The sequence below is a fragment of the Spirosoma flavum genome (assembly GCF_042686045.1).
Classification (GTDB): domain Bacteria; phylum Bacteroidota; class Bacteroidia; order Cytophagales; family Spirosomataceae; genus Spirosoma; species Spirosoma flavum.
On the sequence record NZ_JBHUOM010000001.1, the window covers coordinates 337,488 to 356,678 of the forward strand.

The 19,191-nt window shown below is 45.5% G+C and carries 15 protein-coding genes and 1 tRNA gene; all 16 read right to left on the bottom strand.

Going from position 1 to position 19,191, the window contains the following annotated elements; translation table 11 throughout:
• Positions 1 to 28 precede the first annotated feature (28 nt).
• A complete protein-coding gene (locus tag ACFS25_RS01355) occupies positions 29 to 2,995 on the bottom strand; it encodes a T9SS type A sorting domain-containing protein (protein ID WP_381496606.1) in 2,967 nt (988 codons plus the stop codon).
• 49 nt (positions 2,996 to 3,044) lie between these two features.
• Positions 3,045 to 4,049 (bottom strand): GTPase ObgE, encoded by a 1,005-nt coding sequence (obgE, locus tag ACFS25_RS01360; RefSeq protein WP_381496607.1) that lies wholly within the window; start codon positions 4,047 to 4,049, stop codon positions 3,045 to 3,047.
• 9 nt (positions 4,050 to 4,058) lie between these two features.
• The gene (locus ACFS25_RS01365; protein WP_381496608.1) at positions 4,059 to 4,640 is read right to left on the bottom strand and encodes an adenylate kinase; all 582 of its coding nucleotides are present in this window, start codon (positions 4,638 to 4,640) and stop codon (positions 4,059 to 4,061) included.
• A 193-nt stretch (positions 4,641 to 4,833) separates the two neighbouring features.
• The gene (locus ACFS25_RS01370; protein WP_381496609.1) at positions 4,834 to 6,591 is read right to left on the bottom strand and encodes a tetratricopeptide repeat protein; all 1,758 of its coding nucleotides are present in this window, start codon (positions 6,589 to 6,591) and stop codon (positions 4,834 to 4,836) included.
• 79 nt (positions 6,592 to 6,670) lie between these two features.
• Positions 6,671 to 7,600, bottom strand: coding sequence for a PstS family phosphate ABC transporter substrate-binding protein (locus ACFS25_RS01375; RefSeq protein WP_381496610.1), 930 nt, complete (start codon positions 7,598 to 7,600; stop codon positions 6,671 to 6,673).
• Complete coding sequence (locus ACFS25_RS01380) at positions 7,593 to 7,814, bottom strand: hypothetical protein (protein ID WP_381496611.1); 222 nt, start codon at positions 7,812 to 7,814, stop codon at positions 7,593 to 7,595. Before ACFS25_RS01380 ends, ACFS25_RS01375 begins: the two co-directional genes overlap by 8 nt.
• A 5-nt stretch (positions 7,815 to 7,819) precedes the next feature.
• Positions 7,820 to 8,644: an energy transducer TonB gene (locus ACFS25_RS01385; protein WP_381496612.1), complete on the bottom strand. Its 825-nt coding sequence runs from the start codon at positions 8,642 to 8,644 to the stop codon at positions 7,820 to 7,822.
• Between the two features lie 4 nt (positions 8,645 to 8,648).
• Positions 8,649 to 9,185 (bottom strand): ExbD/TolR family protein, encoded by a 537-nt coding sequence (locus tag ACFS25_RS01390; protein ID WP_381496613.1) that lies wholly within the window; start codon positions 9,183 to 9,185, stop codon positions 8,649 to 8,651.
• A gap of 57 nt (positions 9,186 to 9,242) precedes the next feature.
• Positions 9,243 to 9,869 (bottom strand): ExbD/TolR family protein, encoded by a 627-nt coding sequence (locus tag ACFS25_RS01395; RefSeq protein WP_381496614.1) that lies wholly within the window; start codon positions 9,867 to 9,869, stop codon positions 9,243 to 9,245.
• 12 nt (positions 9,870 to 9,881) lie between these two features.
• Positions 9,882 to 10,715, bottom strand: a complete 834-nt coding sequence (locus tag ACFS25_RS01400) for a MotA/TolQ/ExbB proton channel family protein (RefSeq protein ID WP_381496615.1) — start codon at positions 10,713 to 10,715, stop codon at positions 9,882 to 9,884.
• A gap of 562 nt (positions 10,716 to 11,277) precedes the next feature.
• Positions 11,278 to 11,351, bottom strand: a tRNA-Pro gene (locus ACFS25_RS01405).
• A gap of 104 nt (positions 11,352 to 11,455) precedes the next feature.
• On the bottom strand, positions 11,456 to 13,858 hold the full coding sequence (locus ACFS25_RS01410) for a M1 family metallopeptidase (protein WP_381496616.1): 2,403 nt from the start codon (positions 13,856 to 13,858) through the stop codon (positions 11,456 to 11,458).
• A 26-nt stretch (positions 13,859 to 13,884) separates the two neighbouring features.
• Positions 13,885 to 16,269, bottom strand: coding sequence for a M1 family metallopeptidase (locus ACFS25_RS01415; RefSeq protein ID WP_381496617.1), 2,385 nt, complete (start codon positions 16,267 to 16,269; stop codon positions 13,885 to 13,887).
• A 186-nt stretch (positions 16,270 to 16,455) separates the two neighbouring features.
• Positions 16,456 to 17,070 (bottom strand): HupE/UreJ family protein, encoded by a 615-nt coding sequence (locus tag ACFS25_RS01420; RefSeq protein ID WP_381496618.1) that lies wholly within the window; start codon positions 17,068 to 17,070, stop codon positions 16,456 to 16,458.
• Positions 17,071 to 17,073: 3 nt separating this feature from the next.
• Positions 17,074 to 17,586 carry a gamma carbonic anhydrase family protein gene (locus tag ACFS25_RS01425; RefSeq protein ID WP_381496619.1) on the bottom strand — a complete coding sequence of 171 codons (513 nt, stop codon included), beginning with the start codon at positions 17,584 to 17,586 and terminating at the stop codon, positions 17,074 to 17,076.
• A 111-nt stretch (positions 17,587 to 17,697) separates the two neighbouring features.
• Positions 17,698 to 19,107 carry a hypothetical protein gene (locus ACFS25_RS01430; protein WP_381496620.1) on the bottom strand — a complete coding sequence of 470 codons (1,410 nt, stop codon included), beginning with the start codon at positions 19,105 to 19,107 and terminating at the stop codon, positions 17,698 to 17,700.
• Positions 19,108 to 19,191 lie beyond the last annotated feature (84 nt).

The following is a 19,191-nucleotide window of genomic DNA, read 5'->3' on the forward strand; positions in this document are numbered from 1 at the left end:
ATGATTGAACGGTAAGTACATGATTATATTACAATCCGAGTATAATTCGTTTTGAAACATCGAAATCGGCTGACTGAACGCGCAAAATATAGGAGCCTGTTGGCATACCTGTTAGAATAAGCTGTTTGCGCTCGTTAAAGAAGGGGACAACTGTAGTTAAAACAGTCTGGCCATTTAGCGTATAAATTGTGACGACTGCGTTGGTCAGATTCGCCTGTGTTTCCAGCGTTACGATCTTGTCGGGGTTTGGATTTGGATAGATACTTAGACCTTCGTTAGTCAAATCAACCGTAAACGTAATTGGTGCCGACGGTTCTGAAAAACAAGTTAATGTTTGGGAGTAAACAATAGACGAGCGGGCTGTATAGATACCGGACTGGTTTGCCTTAATAATAGCGGTTTGAGCAGCAAGTGAATCACTGCCTAAACGCCAGCGAAATTGGGTTCCGTTCGTGGAACTTACTGCTTGGAGTGTATACACACTAATAATACTAATAGTAGGCGGAGGGGGGAGGGGTCTTAGTTCAACGGTAACTGCGCCTTTTTGGGCTGATACACACCCATTTGCATCTCGAATTGAAGCAGAATATGTGCCTGCGGAACCAGTTGTGATGCGCTGTGTTGAATCACCTGTGCTCCAAAAAACGGTATAAGGCCCATCGACGCGCAAAGTAGTTTTGTCACCAACGCAAATGATTGGAGACGGGCTGGCAAGAATAGTTGGAGTGGCAGGCAAGGGATTAACTTTTACCGCTAAGACAGTTGAATAAGGCGATAAACAGCCGTTCTGGTCACGAGCCTGCACGGCATAGTTGCCCGATGTATTAACGGTGATGCCTTTATCGGTCTGACCACTCGACCATACAATATCAAAGGAACTGCTTGCATTTAAGGTGACGCGATTGCCATCACAAAATGTGGTTGTTCCGCTAGCTGTCACTGTCGGTGTTTGTGGTAAAGCATTTACCTTGAGTGTTACAACATCCGATTGCTGCGATGTACAGCCAAACTGGTTACTGATGCGGACAGCAAAATTACCAGACTGACCAATAGTAATGCTCTGGCTTGTCTGTCCACTTGTCCATTGGTAAACGGCTTCCTGTGGAGCCGTTAGGGTAATAGTTCGGTCTGCACAGAATGTAGTTGGGCCGTTCGCGGCAATAACAGGTTTGGCCGGTACTGGATTTGCCGTTACTACAATTGTATTCGACTGGGCCGATGTGCAGCCATTCTGATCAGTTACCGTTAGAAAATAACCTCCTGAATTACCCGCACTGATTACTTTATTTTTTTGGCCATCATTCCAGTTATATTGAAGATTATCGACATTTGCTCGTAGTGTTGTGTTATCACCCTGACAAAAGGTTGTCGGTTTGTCATTAGCAATTGCCGGTGTAGCAGGCAACGGATTCACCGTAGCAGTCAGAACGTTTGATGTGAAATCGCAACCACTTATATCGCGGTAACGGACGTAATAAGCACCCGCAGAGGTGGTGGAGAACAGCCGGGAAGTAGATACAGTTGTATTATTCTGCTGATTTATCCACGTTACATTGTCGTAATTGCTTGTTAGCGATAAACTACTGCCAATGCATACAGAAGGCGGACGATTATCGACAACTGCTGCTACGGGAGCATCGGCTACTCGAACCTGTCCCGAAAATACCGTGTTGCCGAAAGCATCCTTTATTTTAGCCCGATAGGTACCCGCGCCTTTCGTAATGGTATTACCTGACTCGCCCGAGTCCCATTGGACACTGGAGTAATTGCCATTTACTGTAATTTTCAGGTTATTGTTGGTCGCACAGGCAACCGAAACAGTAGGCGGGAGAACGGCGCTGACAGGGGTTGAATTTTGAAAAAACGAATCATTCAAGCTTGTATTCCAGGCAGATGCAACCTCAACAAGACCATCATAGTCAAAATGTAAACCCTGTATTTCGTTGAGAGGAGGACGCTTGCGGGGTACTTGAATAACATCGGTAGACGGTCCCGCAAACACATTAGCCGTTGAGGTAATAACTTGATTTTGGGCAGCTATAATGGCTGGATCTGTGCCGCCAATGAAATCACCGTAACTAACTCGTGCTACTACCCACGACATATTGTTGTTATAGTCATGCCTTGCCTGGGTAATTACAAACTGCAAATCCCTCACGTAGGCTGATGTTTCTGTATTAATCAGATTATCCGTCTCTCCTTGATGCCAGAGTACAGCTCTCAAACCAAGCGTGTTGGCGTAGAATTGTAATGCCAGTTTTAGATTAATGTAAGGTTGGCGTGCTGGGTAGGCACCGCCAGGGCCATGGGCAAGTCCGCCGTCTGGAGCACTATCACTCCAGTTACTAACGTATGTACCTGTAAAAGCCGCATTGAAAAACATAACGGGCACATTTAGACGTTTCACCAGAAGGTCGCCCAATTGTCCCCAGCACCAACTTCCAACACCTCTGGGTGCAATCGTGAAGCCATCTGTATTATCGAGTTGCGTAAAAACAGGTGTCGGCGGTTCATTCGGGAAACCGTCGTCAGGATACCTATAGTTTACGCAGTTAACGCGGTCGTTAAGCGGATTGGGCGCGTTCTGATGAACACCTTGTGCGTTAGATTGGCCCGCAATAACAAATACCTCGCCGATGCCAACACGCTCAATAGTAGTGGTGGCAATTTGTTGATCAGCATTCATTCCTCGAACTTCCAGGTTATACCAACCCCCAACTCCCGTTAGGTCTCCCGCATATACACCGCCAGCCGGGTTATCCTGAATTGTGCGCCAATCTGTTGATGTACCCTGGCCATCCCGTGCCTGTAAGCGTGCTTCAACCCTCGTGATTGGTGACGTATAGTACCCAGTTATACGAATGGTTGCCTGATTTGCCTTGTTACGTTGGAGAACCGCCCGACTGGTAGGGAAGGAAACCTGAATTTGGGCTATTGCTAAAAGAGGAAGCAATAAAATAAAGGCCGTACCAATGGCTACGGAAAAGTATTTCATAATAGTTTAAAGCGCGACAACAATTGCAAATAGGCAGACATGAGTACTGTTATACTGGCTCCGTAGTCGTCAGGTTTTGCCAGATAATATCTTTTAATTCATCTAAACCACGCTGGCTGATAGCTGAAATATAGGCAATAGGCAACTTTTTTGGTAAGTCGCTTTCAAGCTTAATTCGAGCCTCTTCATCAATAAGATCAATTTTTGTAATAGCCAGCAAGCGAGTTTTATCCATTAACTCAGGATTGAATTCGCGTAATTCATTTAACAGGGTATTATATTCCTGACGAATATTCTCGGAAGTTGCCGGAATCAGAAATAATAATATTGAATTTCGCTCAATATGACGCAAAAAACGTAAACCCAGTCCCTTTCCCTGAGCAGCCCCTTCGATAATACCCGGAATGTCGGCCATTACGAACGATTTATAATCTCTATACGCTACGACCCCTAAATTAGGGACGAGGGTTGTAAAGGGATAATCGGCAATTTCGGGTCGGGCAGAGGATAACACAGATAATAAGGTGGATTTACCGGCATTTGGAAAACCTACTAAGCCTACGTCTGCTAATAATTTCAACTCCAATACTACCCATTCTTCGCTTCCTGGCTCACCAGGTTGAGCGTAATAAGGAGCCTGTTGGGTTGCTGACTTAAAATGGTCATTTCCTAAGCCACCCCGACCTCCCGGAAAAAGAATAATCTCCTGCCCTTCCTCCGTTATTTCGGCTATTTTCTCATTCGACTCCGAGTTACGGGCAATTGTACCAAGTGGTACATCCAAATACATATCTTCGCCCTCGGCACCACTACGCCGGCCACCTTCACCAGCTACACCATTGCCCGCCTTAACGTGCTTACGGTATTTCAAATGCAAAAGAGTCCAAAGTTGCGAGTTCCCCCGCAGAATAATGTGCCCTCCCCGTCCACCATCACCCCCGTCTGGTCCACCTTTAGGGGTGTGTTTTTCCCGACGGAAATGAACTGATCCGGCACCGCCCGCGCCCGAACGACAATTTATTTTTACGTAATCTATAAAGTTAGATGAAGCCATAGTAAATAGTTACCGCACCAAGGACTCATCAATTTGATGACAAATTTCCTTGAAAATAATGTCAATCTCACCGATACCATCGATTGCTGCAAATTTCCCCTGCTGACTATAATAGTCCGCTACCGGAGCTGTTTTATCATTATACTCTTTAACCCGGCGTCGAATCAATTCCTCATTCTGATCGTCGGGTCGCCCAGATGTTTGTCCTCGGAGCAACAGTCGTCGTGTTAGTTCTTCACTGTCTACAACGAGCGCAATCATGGTATTTATTTTCGTACTATGTTGGTTTAGGAGCTGGTCTAGAGCAACTGCCTGTAGAACAGTACGTGGAAACCCATCGAAAATAAAACCTGGAGCCGGTTGATTTTCGTGTAGTTTATTTTCTATCATGCCGATCACTACCTCATCCGGCACCAACAGACCCTGATCCATAAGTTGTTTTGCCTGTAAGCCAAGCTCCGTACCGGATGCAATCTGTGATCTCAACAAATCACCTGTCGATAAATGAACCAGATTATACTTCTGAATTAACTTTTCACTTTGGGTGCCTTTCCCCGCACCCGGTGGGCCAAACAGTACAAGATTAAGCATACGGCTCTTTAAGGTAGTATCAGTATCAGTCAGTTAAAAAAAATTGCGCCCGCAAAGTTACGATACCCATTGAGAATATTGACTTTATTAATTAACAGTCATGTGCTTTATTATACACAAATAAAAAAAGCGTAGGTATCAAACCTACGCTTTTATCTCTTTTAACGAGAAAAATCTATATTGACCGGCTACCTTATTTCTTGATTGGTGCCTTTGTAGCGGACTTTGTCGGTGCTGCTGCTGCTTTAGGGCCTTCCAATGCTTTCTTCACATCAGCATCGTTTGGATCTATTTCAAGTACTTTATTAAAATACTCTTTTGCTTTTGCATCATCCTTTTTGGCTAGATTATAAGATGCCAGGAATTTATAGGCTGTCACCAGATTTTTCTGATAACTCTGTTTTTTCGTGGCATCTGTTTCTGCAGTGGCTAGTTCAATGAATTTTTCGTAATACGGTACTGCCGCACCCGTCGATAGAGAAACTGCTGATGGATACGCATAATACGTTGACTGACCACGATAATAGTAGGCTAATGGATAAGTCTCGCCAGCCGTCTTCTCAACCTGTTGCGCCATTTGAGCAAAGGCAGAATCAGCACGTAGGAAGTATGTTTGCTTCATCTGACGAATCTGAGCCGTATCCATCGGTGCTGCTGTAGTATCGCGACCAACACGGAAGCCATATTGATAATTGGCTAAACCATTGAACAGGTAATCGTTGTTTAATGGTTTTTTGTCATTTTTTATGGTTTTGGCATAATAATCAGCGGCCTTATCGTAACGCTTCGTTTCGTAATACTTTTTCGAAATTTCACGATACAGATTCTCTGTGGTATCTGAGGGAGCTGCTTTTTCCAAATTAACGATACTTAGTGAATCAGCTTCAGGTGTGTTTAACTGCGCATAAGCACGACCCAAATACTTGTAATCGTCATAGATTACTTTCTGTGGTGCCGTCGAAATAAAGCGATTGAGTGATTCAACCGATTCGGTGTTTTTGCCCAGAGCACTATATGCCCATCCATACATCCGATCAATGATCGGGTTGTTGATTTTTCCTTTCAACTGATCCAGATAGCCAATGGCACCCTGATAATCCTGTGCCAGAAACTTATAGCGAGCTACGTCAAGCAGCAATTCAGGATCAGTCGTGCCGCTTTTCTGTACGTATAGTTCGTAGTTTTGAGCAGCCGCTTTGTAAGACCTTGAATTAGCTAATGCATCGGCATAAGCGCGATAGGTAGGCGCAAACTCAGGATCATTCTGGATAGCTAGTTTGAAGAACTCCTGCGCTTTTACATAATTTTTGCCCCGTAAATACAAACGGCCAATTTTGTAATTGGCTTCGGCCAAATTAGGGTTAATTGCCAGCGCATTTTCATACTTCGTAATAGCATTACCACCATCATTTTTCAGGAAGTACGCGTCGCCCATGAGCATCTCAATCTCAGCGTTTTCGTTCTTTTTATCCTTCTCGTCAGCCACTGTAAGTAGGCCCAGAGCAGCGGCTGGATCATTTTGCTTCGGCTGATCTGACAGCGTGTACATTTCAGCAGAACGAATTAAAACATCCTGATTCTTACTTTTGGTTTGTGCAACTGCATTATCAATAAGTGACTTAGCGGTAGCTCCGTCATTTTTTGCCAATGCCACTCCAGCCAGACCTATGTTATTTAATGGATTCTTAGCGTCAGTGGTTGCGCCTTTTTCAAAAGTAGCTTTAGCTTTATCCAATTGTCCGCTCCTAAGGTAATAGTAGCCCAGATAAAATTGGTTATCAGCCGTTGGTGCGCTAGTGGCTAATTGCGTTAGCGTTTGCCCCGCCTTAGTATATCGCTCAGCCTCTACATCCTTCAAGGCCGTTTGGACGTCCTGCGCCAGTAAAGGGGCAGTCATAGTTGCCCCAACGAACAAGATGGTCATCAGCGATTGCTTCTTGTTGTTCATCATGTATTAAGTTGGAAATTGGTTAGTGCTTATAAAACAATTGACAAATCTAAAAAATTGCGGCTAAACCAAAAAAACTTACTCACTTTGTTATGTTTATAACACGATCGTATGGTGTTCTGGGCCATAGGCCTAATTTTTGAATTATCAACGAACCAGCATCTCTGGTAATATAATTAATCAATCCTTCGCCTAAGCCAGGATGGGTTTCTCGGCTCAATATATACACGGGACGCCGTAGCGGGTAGCGTTGCATGCCTAAATCTTCCTGAAAAGGCTGGAAATAATCATCGCGCTTCGTCGGCTTTAATTTGTCAGATACCCCCATCACCCGCAAATCCTGAGCTAATTCTAGTGAAAGTGGCTCGTCACTGTCACTAATCCAATTGACGCCAATAAAGCCCATTGCCGACGGATTTTTACGTACAAAATCAATAACCTCCCTATTTGAGTGCGTTGTGAAAATGCGCAAATTTTTAACGTTATTAACTTTGAAGGTGTTTAACACAAACTCTAAATTGCTAGAATTATTATTGTCGAATACCAGTGTAATAGGACTTTTCTGGTTACCACCATTTAGTTGCCCCCAGTGCTTTATCTGACCGCTGAAAATAAGCTTCAGTTCAGCCATCGTAATCAAGCTATCAGTATTTGCCTTATTAATAATAAGGGCTACCCCATCGGTAGCAATTTTTTCGTTTGCTCCTGTTATTTTTCGCTGATTAAGTACGGCCCGTTCATTTGGCTTCAAAAGACGAGTGGTAAATACTATTCTGGCGCTATCCTGAAGCATCATATTGATAGCTTCCTGTTCGGGCTTGAAAACGATTTTAAAATGCGCGTCTGGGTAAATACCTGAATAAGCCGATGTTAATTGGGTAACCAACGGTTGAAAAGATTCGTCAGCAGCAACAATAATACTACCGCGTGACGGATTATCCAAAGGAGGCTTGCTATTACCGCAGCTCATCAAACTTGCCAATAAAGCACATCCTAAGACTCGTTTAATCATTTTCTTGGAAACGTTGATAGGCACGGTAGAGCCGAAAAGCACCATAAATCAGTAGCAACACGCCCATTACGTACCGGAGTAATCCCGGCTCAGGAAGTATCCCAAAAGACTGAGAGGAGGCAATCAGTCCGATGCCTCCTCCCAAATATACCAGCGAAGCCAGTGCCGAAATATACAGCGTTAGCCGCGCCGGACCTCTATTCTGTCCGCGCATAGGTATTACTCCAGCGTGAAGTTGATTGGTAGATTGTATTTTACCCGAACCGGCCGGCCTGATTGCTTACCAGGGCGCCATTTCGGCATACCTTTCACTACGCGTTGCGCTTCTTCATCTGTTCCGAAGCCCAGACCTTTCAGCACTTGTACGTCTTGAATACTACCATCTGTGTTAACTACAAAACTTACAAACACCCGTCCTGATACGTTGGCCCGTTGGGCTGCCGCCGGATAACGCAGATTTTTGCTTAAGTATTGACCGAGAGCAGCCATACCGCCACTAAACTCTGGCTGCTGTTCTACTACCGTAAAGATTTCGTCATCTTTTGGAGCAGCTTCAACAGCAACTTCTACCTTCGTTGGGGCCGCTGAAGCTTCGGGAGCTGCAATAACTTCCTCAGCATTTGGGTCACCTTCCTGCGTTTTTTCGGCAGCAACAGCTTCCTTCAGTTCCTCAACAGCTGGTGGTGGTGTTTCTTCAGGCACCTCCTCATCCGGTTTTACTTCGGGGGGCAGGAATTTCACCGTATTCACCTTCGGCAGTTCTACCGGTGGTGGTGGCGGTGGTGGCGGTTCGTTCGGGTCGATTGGTGGTGGCGGGAGCTTCATCAGATCCACCTCTACCATTGCCTGTTCGGTCTTCTCCGGTGTCAAAGCGGTTATGATAGTCGGCGCAAGCACACCAAGCGTAAACAGAATGCCGCCAATAATCAGGGCACGTGTTACGGTCTTGGGATATGTTTTACGCAGATCGTAAGCACCATACGCCTGGTTCCGGTTTGCAAACACGATATCATCGAGTGTTGCATTGGAGTCTAATTCTGCCATGGTGTTATACGTCTATTTTTGCTTTGTCTTTGAGAAGTTTCTTCTCGTCCGCAGTCAATGCATCCACGAGGGCATATCGCTTCAGTTTCGTAATGGCCATTTCGTCCAATACATCAACCATGTTTTTGTAAGTCGATAGTTTCGTAGGTTTAATAACAACCACAAACTTTTCTCCACCGACTTTCTTAACATTTTCCTGAAGTGCCTGCCGAAACTCGTAGCCATATCCAACAGTCTTTAATTCGGGGTCTTCATTGGCAGCTTTACCGAAAATGTAGTATGCCTTATTATCTTTCCCCAGAAAGACCGTCATTACGTTGGACGCCTTAATAGGCTCCGTTTCCTCTGTTTTTGTTTTATCCGGCACATTGAGCGTCATCGAAGATGGTTTGCTCAGAGTGGTGGCTAGAATGAAGAAGGTAATTAGGAGAAATCCCAGATCAACCATAGGTGTCATATCCACCCGGGTTGACGCTTTCTTGGACCTAACCTTACCACCATCATGCTTACCACCACCACCGCCAGTATTAATTTCTGACATGTTTTTTTAACCGATTCGCGTGGTGAAAATCTAACTATAGTTGCAATCGCTACGCGCTTAATCAGCTTTCCAACCAGCAGGGGGGGCTTCTGTCCCTGTAATTAGGTTGAACTTGTTGATATTTTGCGCTTGTAACGTAGCCAATACATTCTTGAATTCGGGGAATTTAGCGAGGTTATCACCTTTCAACGCAATTCGAAGATTGTTGTTAGCCTTTCTGGCATTATAAACCCATTCCTTCAACTCATTGGTTGGGCCTGCGCCGGTTGTGTCAGTCGGAATTCCCGCTTGTGTCACCTTCGCCTGTTGCTCTTTTGGCAAATTCAGATAGGATTTCAACTGATTGATGGGTATCCCAAAGTTTGACATCAGCGAAAATTCTTTCTTTTCGTTGTTCGAGAACGTAATTCCTTTCGCGGCAGCAATGTTATCCAGCATAGCAATGCGGTTTTGCGCATTGTCAATACCAAAATATACTTTGCCGTCTCTACCAAGACCAATGGTCATGATATCGCTATCGGGAACTTTGATTCCTGAGATGGACGAAGGTGTTTCGATGGTGGCGGCATCCTGCGACCGGAACTGGGCCGTCAGGATAAAGAACGTCAACAAAAGAAACGCAACATCGCACATCGCGGTCATGTCCACCGAAGAACTGGCGCGTTTTACTTTAACTGCTGGCATAAGTTGGTCTTATTAATAATGGGCTGCGAAATTCTGCTGAATGCTCAAGCCGATTTCGTCAATGTTGTAAGTCAACGTGTCAATACGGCTAGTGAAGTAGCTATACATGATGGTTGCAATAGCGGCTGTACCAATACCGAGAGCCGTGTTTACAAGGGCTTCAGAAATACCAGTCGAAAGCGCACCTGTGTCAGGCTGGCCCGTAGCACCCATGGCTGCGAACGCCCGAATCATACCAAGTACCGTTCCAAGCAGAGCAATCAGTGTAGAAACCGAAGCCAGCGTTGCAATGATAGTCAGGTTTTTTTCCAGCATTGGCAATTCTAGCGTAGTCGCTTCTTCTACTTCTTTCTGTAGAGCTACTAATTTCTGCTCTTTGTCTAACTGGGTATCGGTAGCCAGTTGCTGATACTTTACCAGGGCTGTTTTTACTACGTTACCAATTGACCCTTTCTGACGATCACATTCCTGAATGGCGGCTGCCACTTCATTACGGTCAAGCTGACCTTTGATTTTACGAACAAAATCATCAATTGAACCCGAACCATTTGCGCGGCCAATGGTAATGAAGCGCTCGATTGAGAATACCAGTACTGTCAGAAAACAGGTGAACAGAATAGGTACGATAAAGCCTCCTTTGTAGACGGTACCGAAGTAGTCGCCAGGAAGTGGTTCTTTCGTATTGTCGCCTTCCTGAAAATGGCTGCCATCACCGAAAACGAACATGTACGTCAGGATACCGATCAGCAGCAGTATTGGAATTACAAGTGCTGGATTAAGACCACTTGACTTCTTTTTTGGTGCCGCTGCTTTGGCGGGTGCTGGAGAAGGAGTTTGTGTTTTCATTGGAACTGGACTGTAGGGTTAAAATTAAAAGTTGGTTTACCCGGTAAAAAAAGTGAAAAAATTAGACTCTTTCAGTTTGTGCCTCCAAATTTTTAATGGAAATGCTTTCAAACCTCCACAAAAATATGTGTTTTCCGCTAATAACCACACAATCCTATAAGTCTATTCTTTTACATTTATTGTAATCCACCAACAAATACTTGGACATAAATAACTCCTTCTATTTATACCTTATTTACCGGACCTTCGATAAAGCCTTGTTTCTCAAGTGACATACACAAAATATTCTTCGTTCAGAGGGCTTTTGACAGCGATTTAGGGTGGTGCATGGCTCATGAAATAATTGTTAAGAATAGTAAAAATGACTTGCTACACTGGCTTACAAATTATTTTTAGAAGAGATGCAGACGCGGGGCTAATTCCACAAGAAGTTTAAAAAATACTTTAAGAGCAGACGACTGTCTGAAGTTCACGGTCTTTAAAAGTTCTGAATGGAGAGAGACTTCAGATTGAGAGAAGCAAAAAAAAGAGACGCAAAAATTTTGCATCTCTTTTTAAATTGTCGGGAAGGCGGGATTCGAACCCACGACCTCTTGCACCCCATGCAAGCACGCTACCGGACTGCGCTACATCCCGAACTGGTTTGCAAAAGTAGTGAAGCGCCGGGAATGAACAATACGGAATAAAGGAAATTTATAGCTGCTCATCCACATTGTTCATTCCCGACGCTTCCCCTTTACTTAGTTTTTCCCGCTACCCTGTGCAGCAGGCGGCTGCGTAGTACGCCGTTGTTGCATTGGATTTGGGCCTTGCGGTCCGAAACGTTGCTGCTGTTTGAACAACTGAAAACGTGTCGGCTGAGCCATCCGTGGGAATGAGTTATTCTCTGTGTCGATATCAGCGATTTCCTGATAGGGATCAAGAATCCACTGCGTTACCTTTTTGGGAGTCGCAATTACTTTCTTGATGGAAATATCATTGAACCGCCAGATTTCGGCTGGAAAGCGAGCTACTGAATCTGTCCCGTCCTCGAATTGCATCCGTATGATAACCGGCATTGGCAAGCCGCCTTTGTTCTTCAGCGACAGGGTGTAGAAATTAGTAGCTGCGTTTGTTTCGAGAGTTTTTCGCTCGTCTTCACCCAGCGTCGCCAGATAGTCCTGATATTTCTTTTTATCTGCGTCTGTTACAGCATACGGATCGTAGCTATTGTAGAAATCTTTCATTGTCGAATCTTTCGCAACAACTGTTTCTGCTTGTGTAGCTGCGTCACGCTGCTTACTAACTGTGCCTGCACGACGTTTGGCCTCCGCACGGGCGGCTGCTTTGGATACCTCAGGATTACCCGAGTCGACCTGAAACCAATCTACTTCTACTAAATCCTGATCGACGGGCTCAACGCCATAAAACCAGCCTTTCCAGAACCAATCGAGGTCCACACCGGAGGCATCTTCCAGAGTGCGGAAGAAATCAGCGGGTTCGGGGCTTTTGAAGGCCCATCGACGAGCGTATTCCTTAAAGGCATAATCGAACAGGTCGCGGCCCATAACCGTCTCCCGCAGGATATTGAGGGCCGTAGCGGGTTTAGCGTAGGCATTAGGACCGAGACCAATAACATTGTCTGAAGAGGTCATAATTGGCGACAGCACCGCCTTGTCAGACTTCATATAATCAACAATATATTGTGGTTCACCCCGGCGGCTTGGGAAGTTATAATCCCATTCTTTTTCGGCCAGGTACTGGCAGAACGTGTTTAGTCCTTCATCCATCCAGGTCCACTGGCGTTCGTCGGAATTGACAATCATCGGGAAGAAATTGTGGCCAACTTCGTGAATAATCACCCCAATCATCCCCGCTTTCGTTTGTTCTGAATACGTGCCATCTGCTTCAGGCCGACCACCGTTAAACGAAATCATTGGATATTCCATACCTCCCCCGGCTGTAGCGTGGCAGGAAATGGCCACAGGATATGGGTATTTGATCGTTCGGTTGCCGTATGATTTCAGCGTATGTTCAACGACGCGGGTCGAGTACTGGCCCCAAAGAGGATTGCCTTCTTTAGAGTAGAACGACATGCTCCAAATTTTATGACCATCGCCATAGACATCGGTTTGCATAGCATCCCAAATAAACTTGCGGCTGCTGGTAAAGGCAAAGTCACGAACATTCTGAGCATTATATACCCAAGTTTTCTTGCTCTTTGCATCGCCGGGTTTTACTTTCTCTGCTGTTTCCGCTTCGGCTTGCGTCACAATAACAACGGGTGTTTTGGACGTTGCCGCCTGCGCCATTCGCTTCTGTTGCGTAGCCGTTAGCACTTGCTTGTAGTTCTGGCACTCACCCGTTGCGCCAATAACGTGGTCACTGGGGGCAGTAATGGCTACTTTATAATTGCCAAAAATAAGTGTAAACTCACCTTGTCCTAAAAACTGCTTATTCTGCCAGCCGTTCACATCGTTGTACGCGCACAAACGTGGAAACCAGTGAGCAATGAAGTAGTTGTAGTTGCCATCTTTTGCAAAAAACTCCATACCGCTCCGGCCATAATACTCCGTAATGAAGTAATTCCAGTCTACATTGAACGAATAGCTGCCACCGGGCTTTAGTGCCGTTGGCAACTCAACCCGCATCATCGTTTGGTTAATCGTGTATTTTAGTGCTGTGCCCGACTTAGTATCTTTAATTGATGTAATATGATAGCCATATTTGTCGGAAGCCTGCTGGCTGCTACGTTCGCGAACCGAAGTTAGGTTTTGTAGCTGGGCGAAACTCATACCACTTTCATTAACGCCACCTGTGCGAGTCACACTACCAATAGAGCCTTTTGCAAACAGATTCTGGTCGAGTTGAAGCCAGATGAACGGCAGGTCGTCGGTCGAGTTATTATGATAGGTAACCGTTTCTGAACCAATGATTTTTTGGTTGGCGTCGTCAAGTTCTACCTTGATATCGTAGTCGGCTCGGTTTTGAAAATAATCCTTCCCTGGGGCTCCGGATGCCGTACGGAATGTATTGGGCGTTGGCAGAACAGAACCGAGCTGCTCAAAACGCGTGTTGGCGTTCTGCGTAGGAGCTGCTGGTGCCTGAGCCAGTAACGCTGCCGACCAAAAGGTCAAGCTAGCCATTAATACTATTCTTTTCATAGTTCTTTTCAGATTGATAGAGGTGGTTAATTTTTTCCGGTACCCTGCTTCGCTGGTGATTGCTGCCGTTGTTGCTGCATTGGGTTTTGTCCTGCTGCCCCACCCCGCTGCTGTTGCTTAAACAACTGGAAGCGTGTTGGTTGGGCGACCGGCGGAAATGAATTGTCTTCAGTGTTGATGTCGGCAATCTCATAGAATGGATCAAGCGTCCATTGCTTCACTTTCTTGTTGGTCGCAATTACTTTTCTGATGGAAACGTCATTGAACCGCCATATTTCGGCCGGGAAGCGGGCTACAGAATCAGTGCCATCCTCAAATTCCATTCGTACGATTACGGGCATCGGAATGCCACCTTTATTTTTCAGCGACAGCGTATAAAAATTAGTGCCTGCTTCAGTTAACAAGCGTTCTTCAGCCGTAAGGGTGGCCAGGTAATCCTGATATTTCTTTTTGTCTTCATCGGTAACGGCGTAGGGGTCATAGCGATTGTAGAAATCCTTCATAGTACTGTCCTGCGCTACCACAGTTTGATCTTTGCTCAACGCGTCGCGCTGTTTGCTAACCGTGTTCAACTTCTTTTGAGCAGCAGTTCGTGCTTCGGCTTTTGTTATCTCGGGATTCTGAGAGTTAGTCTGAAACCAGTCAACTTTTACCAACGATTGGTCAACGGGCTGCACACCATAGAACCAGCCTTTCCAGAAAAAATCCAGATCAACGCCTGAGGCATCTTCCATTGTGCGGAAGAAATCAGCGGGTTCGGGCGTTTTGAAGGCCCAGCGACGAGCGTATTCTTTAAAGGCGTAATCAAAGAGTTCACGACCCATAATCGTCTCCCGCAAAATATTGAGTCCTGTAGCGGGTTTGCTATATGCGTTCGGCCCAAATGTATTTCTGGGAATATTGTCGGAGCTACTCATAATTGGCACCTGTAGATTAGAGTCTATCCGCATATAGGGAACAATAGACTGAGGATCAATGCCCCGCGCCGGGTAATTTGCATCCCATTCTAAACAGGCCAATCCTTCCATGAAACTATTTAACCCTTCGTCCATCCAAGACCACTGGCGTTCGTCGGAATTGATGATCATCGGGAAAAAATTGTGACCAACTTCGTGAATAATCACTCCAATGAGACCATTTTTTGTGCCTACTGAATACGTGCCGTCAGCTTCTGGTCGAGCCCCGTTGAAACTAATCATTGGATACTCCATGCCACCAACCGGACCATGAACAGAATAGGCTACTGGATACGGATAAGCAATTGTCCGGCGCGAGTAGGAGAGAAGAGTATGCGCCACAAGCCGGGTAGAATATTGGCCCCATAGCGGATTGCCCTCTTTTGGATATAAGGACATAGCCCAAACACGCTTTCCTTCTACATTAGGTTGCAAGGCATCCCAGATGAATTTACGACTGCTGGCAAACGAAAAATCACGAACATTATCAGCTTTGTAAATCCAGGTTTTTGTGCCGGTTGGTTTGCCTTTTTCGGCAGCTTCGGCCTCGGCCTGCGTCACGATCACAACTGGATTTTCGCCGGGTTTATCTCCTTTGCCTTTCGCGTCGTTCCATCGTTTTATCTGAGTGGCGGTCAATACCTGTGCTGGATTCTGCAATTCGCCCGTTGCGCCAACAATGTGATCGTTGGGTACCGTTAAGGCTAGTTTGTAATTACCGAAGATTAACGTGAACTCGCCCTGCCCTAAAAACTGCTTGTTCTGCCAGCCGGTTACGTCGCTATAAGCACATAAACGGGGAAACCATTGGGCGATTTCGTAAATGTAGTTGCCGTCTTTCGGGAAAAATTCATAGCCTCCCCGAGCGCCTACGCCTTTAACATCAACAATTTTGAAATTCCAGTCAATAGAAAAGGTTACGGACTTGCCAGCGCCAACAGGCTGAGGCAAATCAATACGCATCATGGTCTGATTGATAGTGTATTTAATGGGTTTTCCAGCCTGATCGCGCACAGATGTGATTTTATGACCATAATCTTTAGTCGCCAGTGCTGCATTGGGATTGATCTGCTGAAGAGATGCTCCCTGTTCGCTGATACTGTTGGTCTGCGAAGTCCGGCTAATAACGTCGGGCCGGAACAAATTCTGGTCGAGTTGTATCCAGATAAATGGTAATACGTCCGTCGAATTATTATGGTAAATAATCGTTTCTGAGGCTGTTATTTTTTGATTAACATCGTCAAGAGTAGCTTTTATATCGTAGTCAGCGCGATTTTGAAAATAGTCCTTTCCTGGTGCCCCAGATGCCGTTCGAAACGTATTAGGAGTGGGTAGAATAGGGCCGAGTTGCTCAAAACGTGTGTTGGCGCGTTGTGTTGGCGGAGCTGGCATTTGCGCCTGGGCAGACCATATGGGAATGGCAAAACTTGCCACCAGCAAAACTATCTTTTGCATATATTAACTTATAGTTGTTGATAAGATGGGTAAAAGTACAAAAAAAAGAGTTTATGCACCCTCGATTATGATGAACGGAAGGCGTAATATATAGCCTTACCGAATGAAAATCTGGCCTGACTGTGATCGGGAATAATTGAGATTATGGGCTGATCCAGAATGGAGTTAGCGTGATATAAAGTACTCTTATTTCAGCAACTCGCCCAAATACTCATTGTCGATAATGAGTGATAGAGCCATTCCCGCCACTATTCCCGACACGATGAGCGTCCAGCGTAAGCGATTCCTTTTGACAAGGTCAATCACCACAAACGCCAGTCCCAGAACGAGACTAACAATAACCAACTGACCGATTTCCAGGCCAATATTAAATGCCAGTAGGGGTTTAATAATTTCAGCTTCCCGACCAAGCAAACTCCGCAGGTAATTAGAGAATCCCATGCCGTGAATAAGTCCGAATGTTAACGCCAGCATATAGCGCCAGGATCGGTTAGCTGGCTTCGCGAAGGCCGCCCGCGATTTTGGTTCTTGAAAAAAGAAATTAGTAACGGCAGTAATAAGAATTGTGATTGGTATGAGAAGTTCGACCAGAGCGGTTTTATAGTGGATAAGTTGCAGAGTCGCCAAAGCCAGCGTAATCGAATGGCCAATGGTGAAGGCTGTAACTAGAATTAACACTTGTCGCCATTGGCGAATTGTATAAACCGCGCAGAGAGCTATGACGAACAAAATATGATCGTAGCCTCTAGGGTCAGTGATGTGATCGAAGCCCAGGCGCAGGTAAATTAGAAAGTCGTCCATGCGCTATTCCTTAAACCAATCTGCATACATGACATAGTTGTTAGCTGTTCGACTGAAAATTTCGGCCTGCTCGGGCGAAACAGCTTTCAGAAACCGGGCTGGATTTCCCGCGTAAATTGAACCGGGTGGCACAATAGTATGCTGCGTGACAATGGCTCCGGCGGCAATAATACTGCCTGAACCAACAACGACGCCATCCATCACAATGGCCCCCATGCCAACCAATACGTTATCCTCGAGTGTACAGCCATGAACAACAGCGTTGTGCGCAATGGACACGTTATTGCCGATGGTGGTTTTGTGTTTTTGGTACGTGCAGTGAATTACAGCCCCATCCTGAATATTGGTGCGGTCGCCAATGGTGATCGAATTAACATCACCCCGCACAACAGCGTTGAACCAAACGGTGCAGTCGCGGCCCATGGTTACCTCGCCAACAATCGTGGCGTTATCAGCAAACCAGCAGTTGTCGCCGAAATGGGGGTGATTTCCCTGAACAGGTTTAATTAGTGCCATAGCGCAAATATAGTTCGGCGTCGATGGTTTGTTGATTAATGATCTGCTTACTCATAAAAAAAGGGCTGATTCATAGAATCAGCCCTTTTTTTATGAGTAAGCAGATGCTGCTTATTTTTTATCAACCTTATCGACCGCTTTGTCCAGCGAATCGCCCATATCATCAAGGACTTTACTCGCTTCTTTTTTTGCTTTGTCGAAGTTGTCAGCACTTGACCGTTGAACTTTATAGTAAGAATCGGCTAATTGACGACGCTTATCTTCCAGATCTTTAACCCGGTCTTCCCGCTTTTTACGATCTTTCCGACTTTCATTTTTCACATCGGCTTTGGCTTCATCAAGTTGCTGATCAACCTTATCCATCTGACCCGAAATACGATCAGTTAAATCGCGCTTATCCTGATCCGATCCCCCATTGTTGGATTGGTCATTGTTGCGATTATTCTGCCCATTGTCACGGCTGTTATCGTTATTCCGGTTATCACGATTGTCCTGATTTTGGTCAGAATTACGTCGGTTGTCACGATCATCGGATGTATTGCTGTTGCTACCAGACTGACGATTACTAGAGCTATTACTGTCTCTGCGGCTGTTCTGGTCGTTATTCTGATTGTTTCGATCATCGCTTTGACGATCATTCCGGTCGTTGCTCTGACGGTTACCCTGATCATTGCTCTGACGATTATCCCGGTTATCGTTCCGGCGGTCGTCATTCATATTTCGGTTATCCCGATCGTTGGATTGGTTATCCGAGTTGCGTTGATTATTGCTGTTATTGTCCTGACGCATATCCCGATCAGACTGCATGCGATCATCATTCTGGCGGTTGTTATATCGGTCGTCAGAGGAGTTTCGATTGTCAGATTGCCGATTATCATACCGGTTATTATTCCGGTCCCGGTTACTGTCAGAATCCTGACGGCTGTTACCGTTATATGAATCGCGGGAATTGCGGCTATCATAACGGTCGTTGCCGGATTGATCGTTATAGCGGTCGTTGTAGCTGTTGCGGTTATCATTCGACCGATTATCGTATGAATCCCGGCTATTACTTGACCGGTCATTGTAAGAATTCTGGCTGTTATTCGACCGGCTATCATAGTCGTTATCGCGGTCGCTATACGAGTCCTGCCGATCATTTGACCGGCTGCTGTATGGATTATTATAGGTATTACCACCCGACGACATACGATTAGACCGATCTGAATCATCGCTACGATAACTCATCCGATCATTTGAAGACTGGTATGGATTTCGGTACGAGCTATTATCGCGTGAATCATTCTGACTCGTGCGTTCATCGTCACGATTTCTGCGGCTAAAAATCCCGCCCTCGTCGTCGCTGCCATAGGTTCGATTTCGTGAATCCCGACTGTTTCGTGAGCTACTACGATCGCCCTGTACAACGTCTTCTCGGCTATTTTTAGAATTCCCGTAAACCCAACGCTCAGTTGAAGCGCAGGATGATAAACCTGCCATGGCTGCCAATAAAGCACCCACTACCCATATTTTCCTTTTCATAACGTTATGTCTTTTGTTGGTAACACCGACAAAAACGGGCTGAAACGTGTATCAGTGCCGTTTTATCTTGTATAACCAACGAGG

What these genes read in the sequence shown, in the direction of transcription:
- ACFS25_RS01410 (WP_381496616.1), bottom strand. Translation starts at nt 13,858, where the DNA reads ATGAAAAGAATAGTATTAATGGCTAGCTTGACCTTTTGGTCGGCAGCG.
- ACFS25_RS01420 (WP_381496618.1), bottom strand. Translation starts at nt 17,070, where the DNA reads ATGGACGACTTTCTAATTTACCTGCGCCTGGGCTTCGATCACATCACT.
- ACFS25_RS01400 (WP_381496615.1), bottom strand. Translation starts at nt 10,715, where the DNA reads ATGAAAACACAAACTCCTTCTCCAGCACCCGCCAAAGCAGCGGCACCA.
- ACFS25_RS01430 (WP_381496620.1), bottom strand. Translation starts at nt 19,107, where the DNA reads ATGAAAAGGAAAATATGGGTAGTGGGTGCTTTATTGGCAGCCATGGCA.
- ACFS25_RS01375 (WP_381496610.1), bottom strand. Translation starts at nt 7,600, where the DNA reads ATGATTAAACGAGTCTTAGGATGTGCTTTATTGGCAAGTTTGATGAGC.
- ACFS25_RS01425 (WP_381496619.1), bottom strand. Translation starts at nt 17,586, where the DNA reads ATGGCACTAATTAAACCTGTTCAGGGAAATCACCCCCATTTCGGCGAC.
- obgE (WP_381496607.1), bottom strand. Translation starts at nt 4,049, where the DNA reads ATGGCTTCATCTAACTTTATAGATTACGTAAAAATAAATTGTCGTTCG.
- ACFS25_RS01385 (WP_381496612.1), bottom strand. Translation starts at nt 8,644, where the DNA reads ATGGCAGAATTAGACTCCAATGCAACACTCGATGATATCGTGTTTGCA.
- ACFS25_RS01370 (WP_381496609.1), bottom strand. Translation starts at nt 6,591, where the DNA reads ATGATGAACAACAAGAAGCAATCGCTGATGACCATCTTGTTCGTTGGG.
- ACFS25_RS01355 (WP_381496606.1), bottom strand. Translation starts at nt 2,995, where the DNA reads ATGAAATACTTTTCCGTAGCCATTGGTACGGCCTTTATTTTATTGCTT.
- ACFS25_RS01390 (WP_381496613.1), bottom strand. Translation starts at nt 9,185, where the DNA reads ATGTCAGAAATTAATACTGGCGGTGGTGGTGGTAAGCATGATGGTGGT.
- ACFS25_RS01365 (WP_381496608.1), bottom strand. Translation starts at nt 4,640, where the DNA reads ATGCTTAATCTTGTACTGTTTGGCCCACCGGGTGCGGGGAAAGGCACC.
- ACFS25_RS01415 (WP_381496617.1), bottom strand. Translation starts at nt 16,269, where the DNA reads ATGCAAAAGATAGTTTTGCTGGTGGCAAGTTTTGCCATTCCCATATGG.
- ACFS25_RS01395 (WP_381496614.1), bottom strand. Translation starts at nt 9,869, where the DNA reads ATGCCAGCAGTTAAAGTAAAACGCGCCAGTTCTTCGGTGGACATGACC.
- ACFS25_RS01380 (WP_381496611.1), bottom strand. Translation starts at nt 7,814, where the DNA reads ATGCGCGGACAGAATAGAGGTCCGGCGCGGCTAACGCTGTATATTTCG.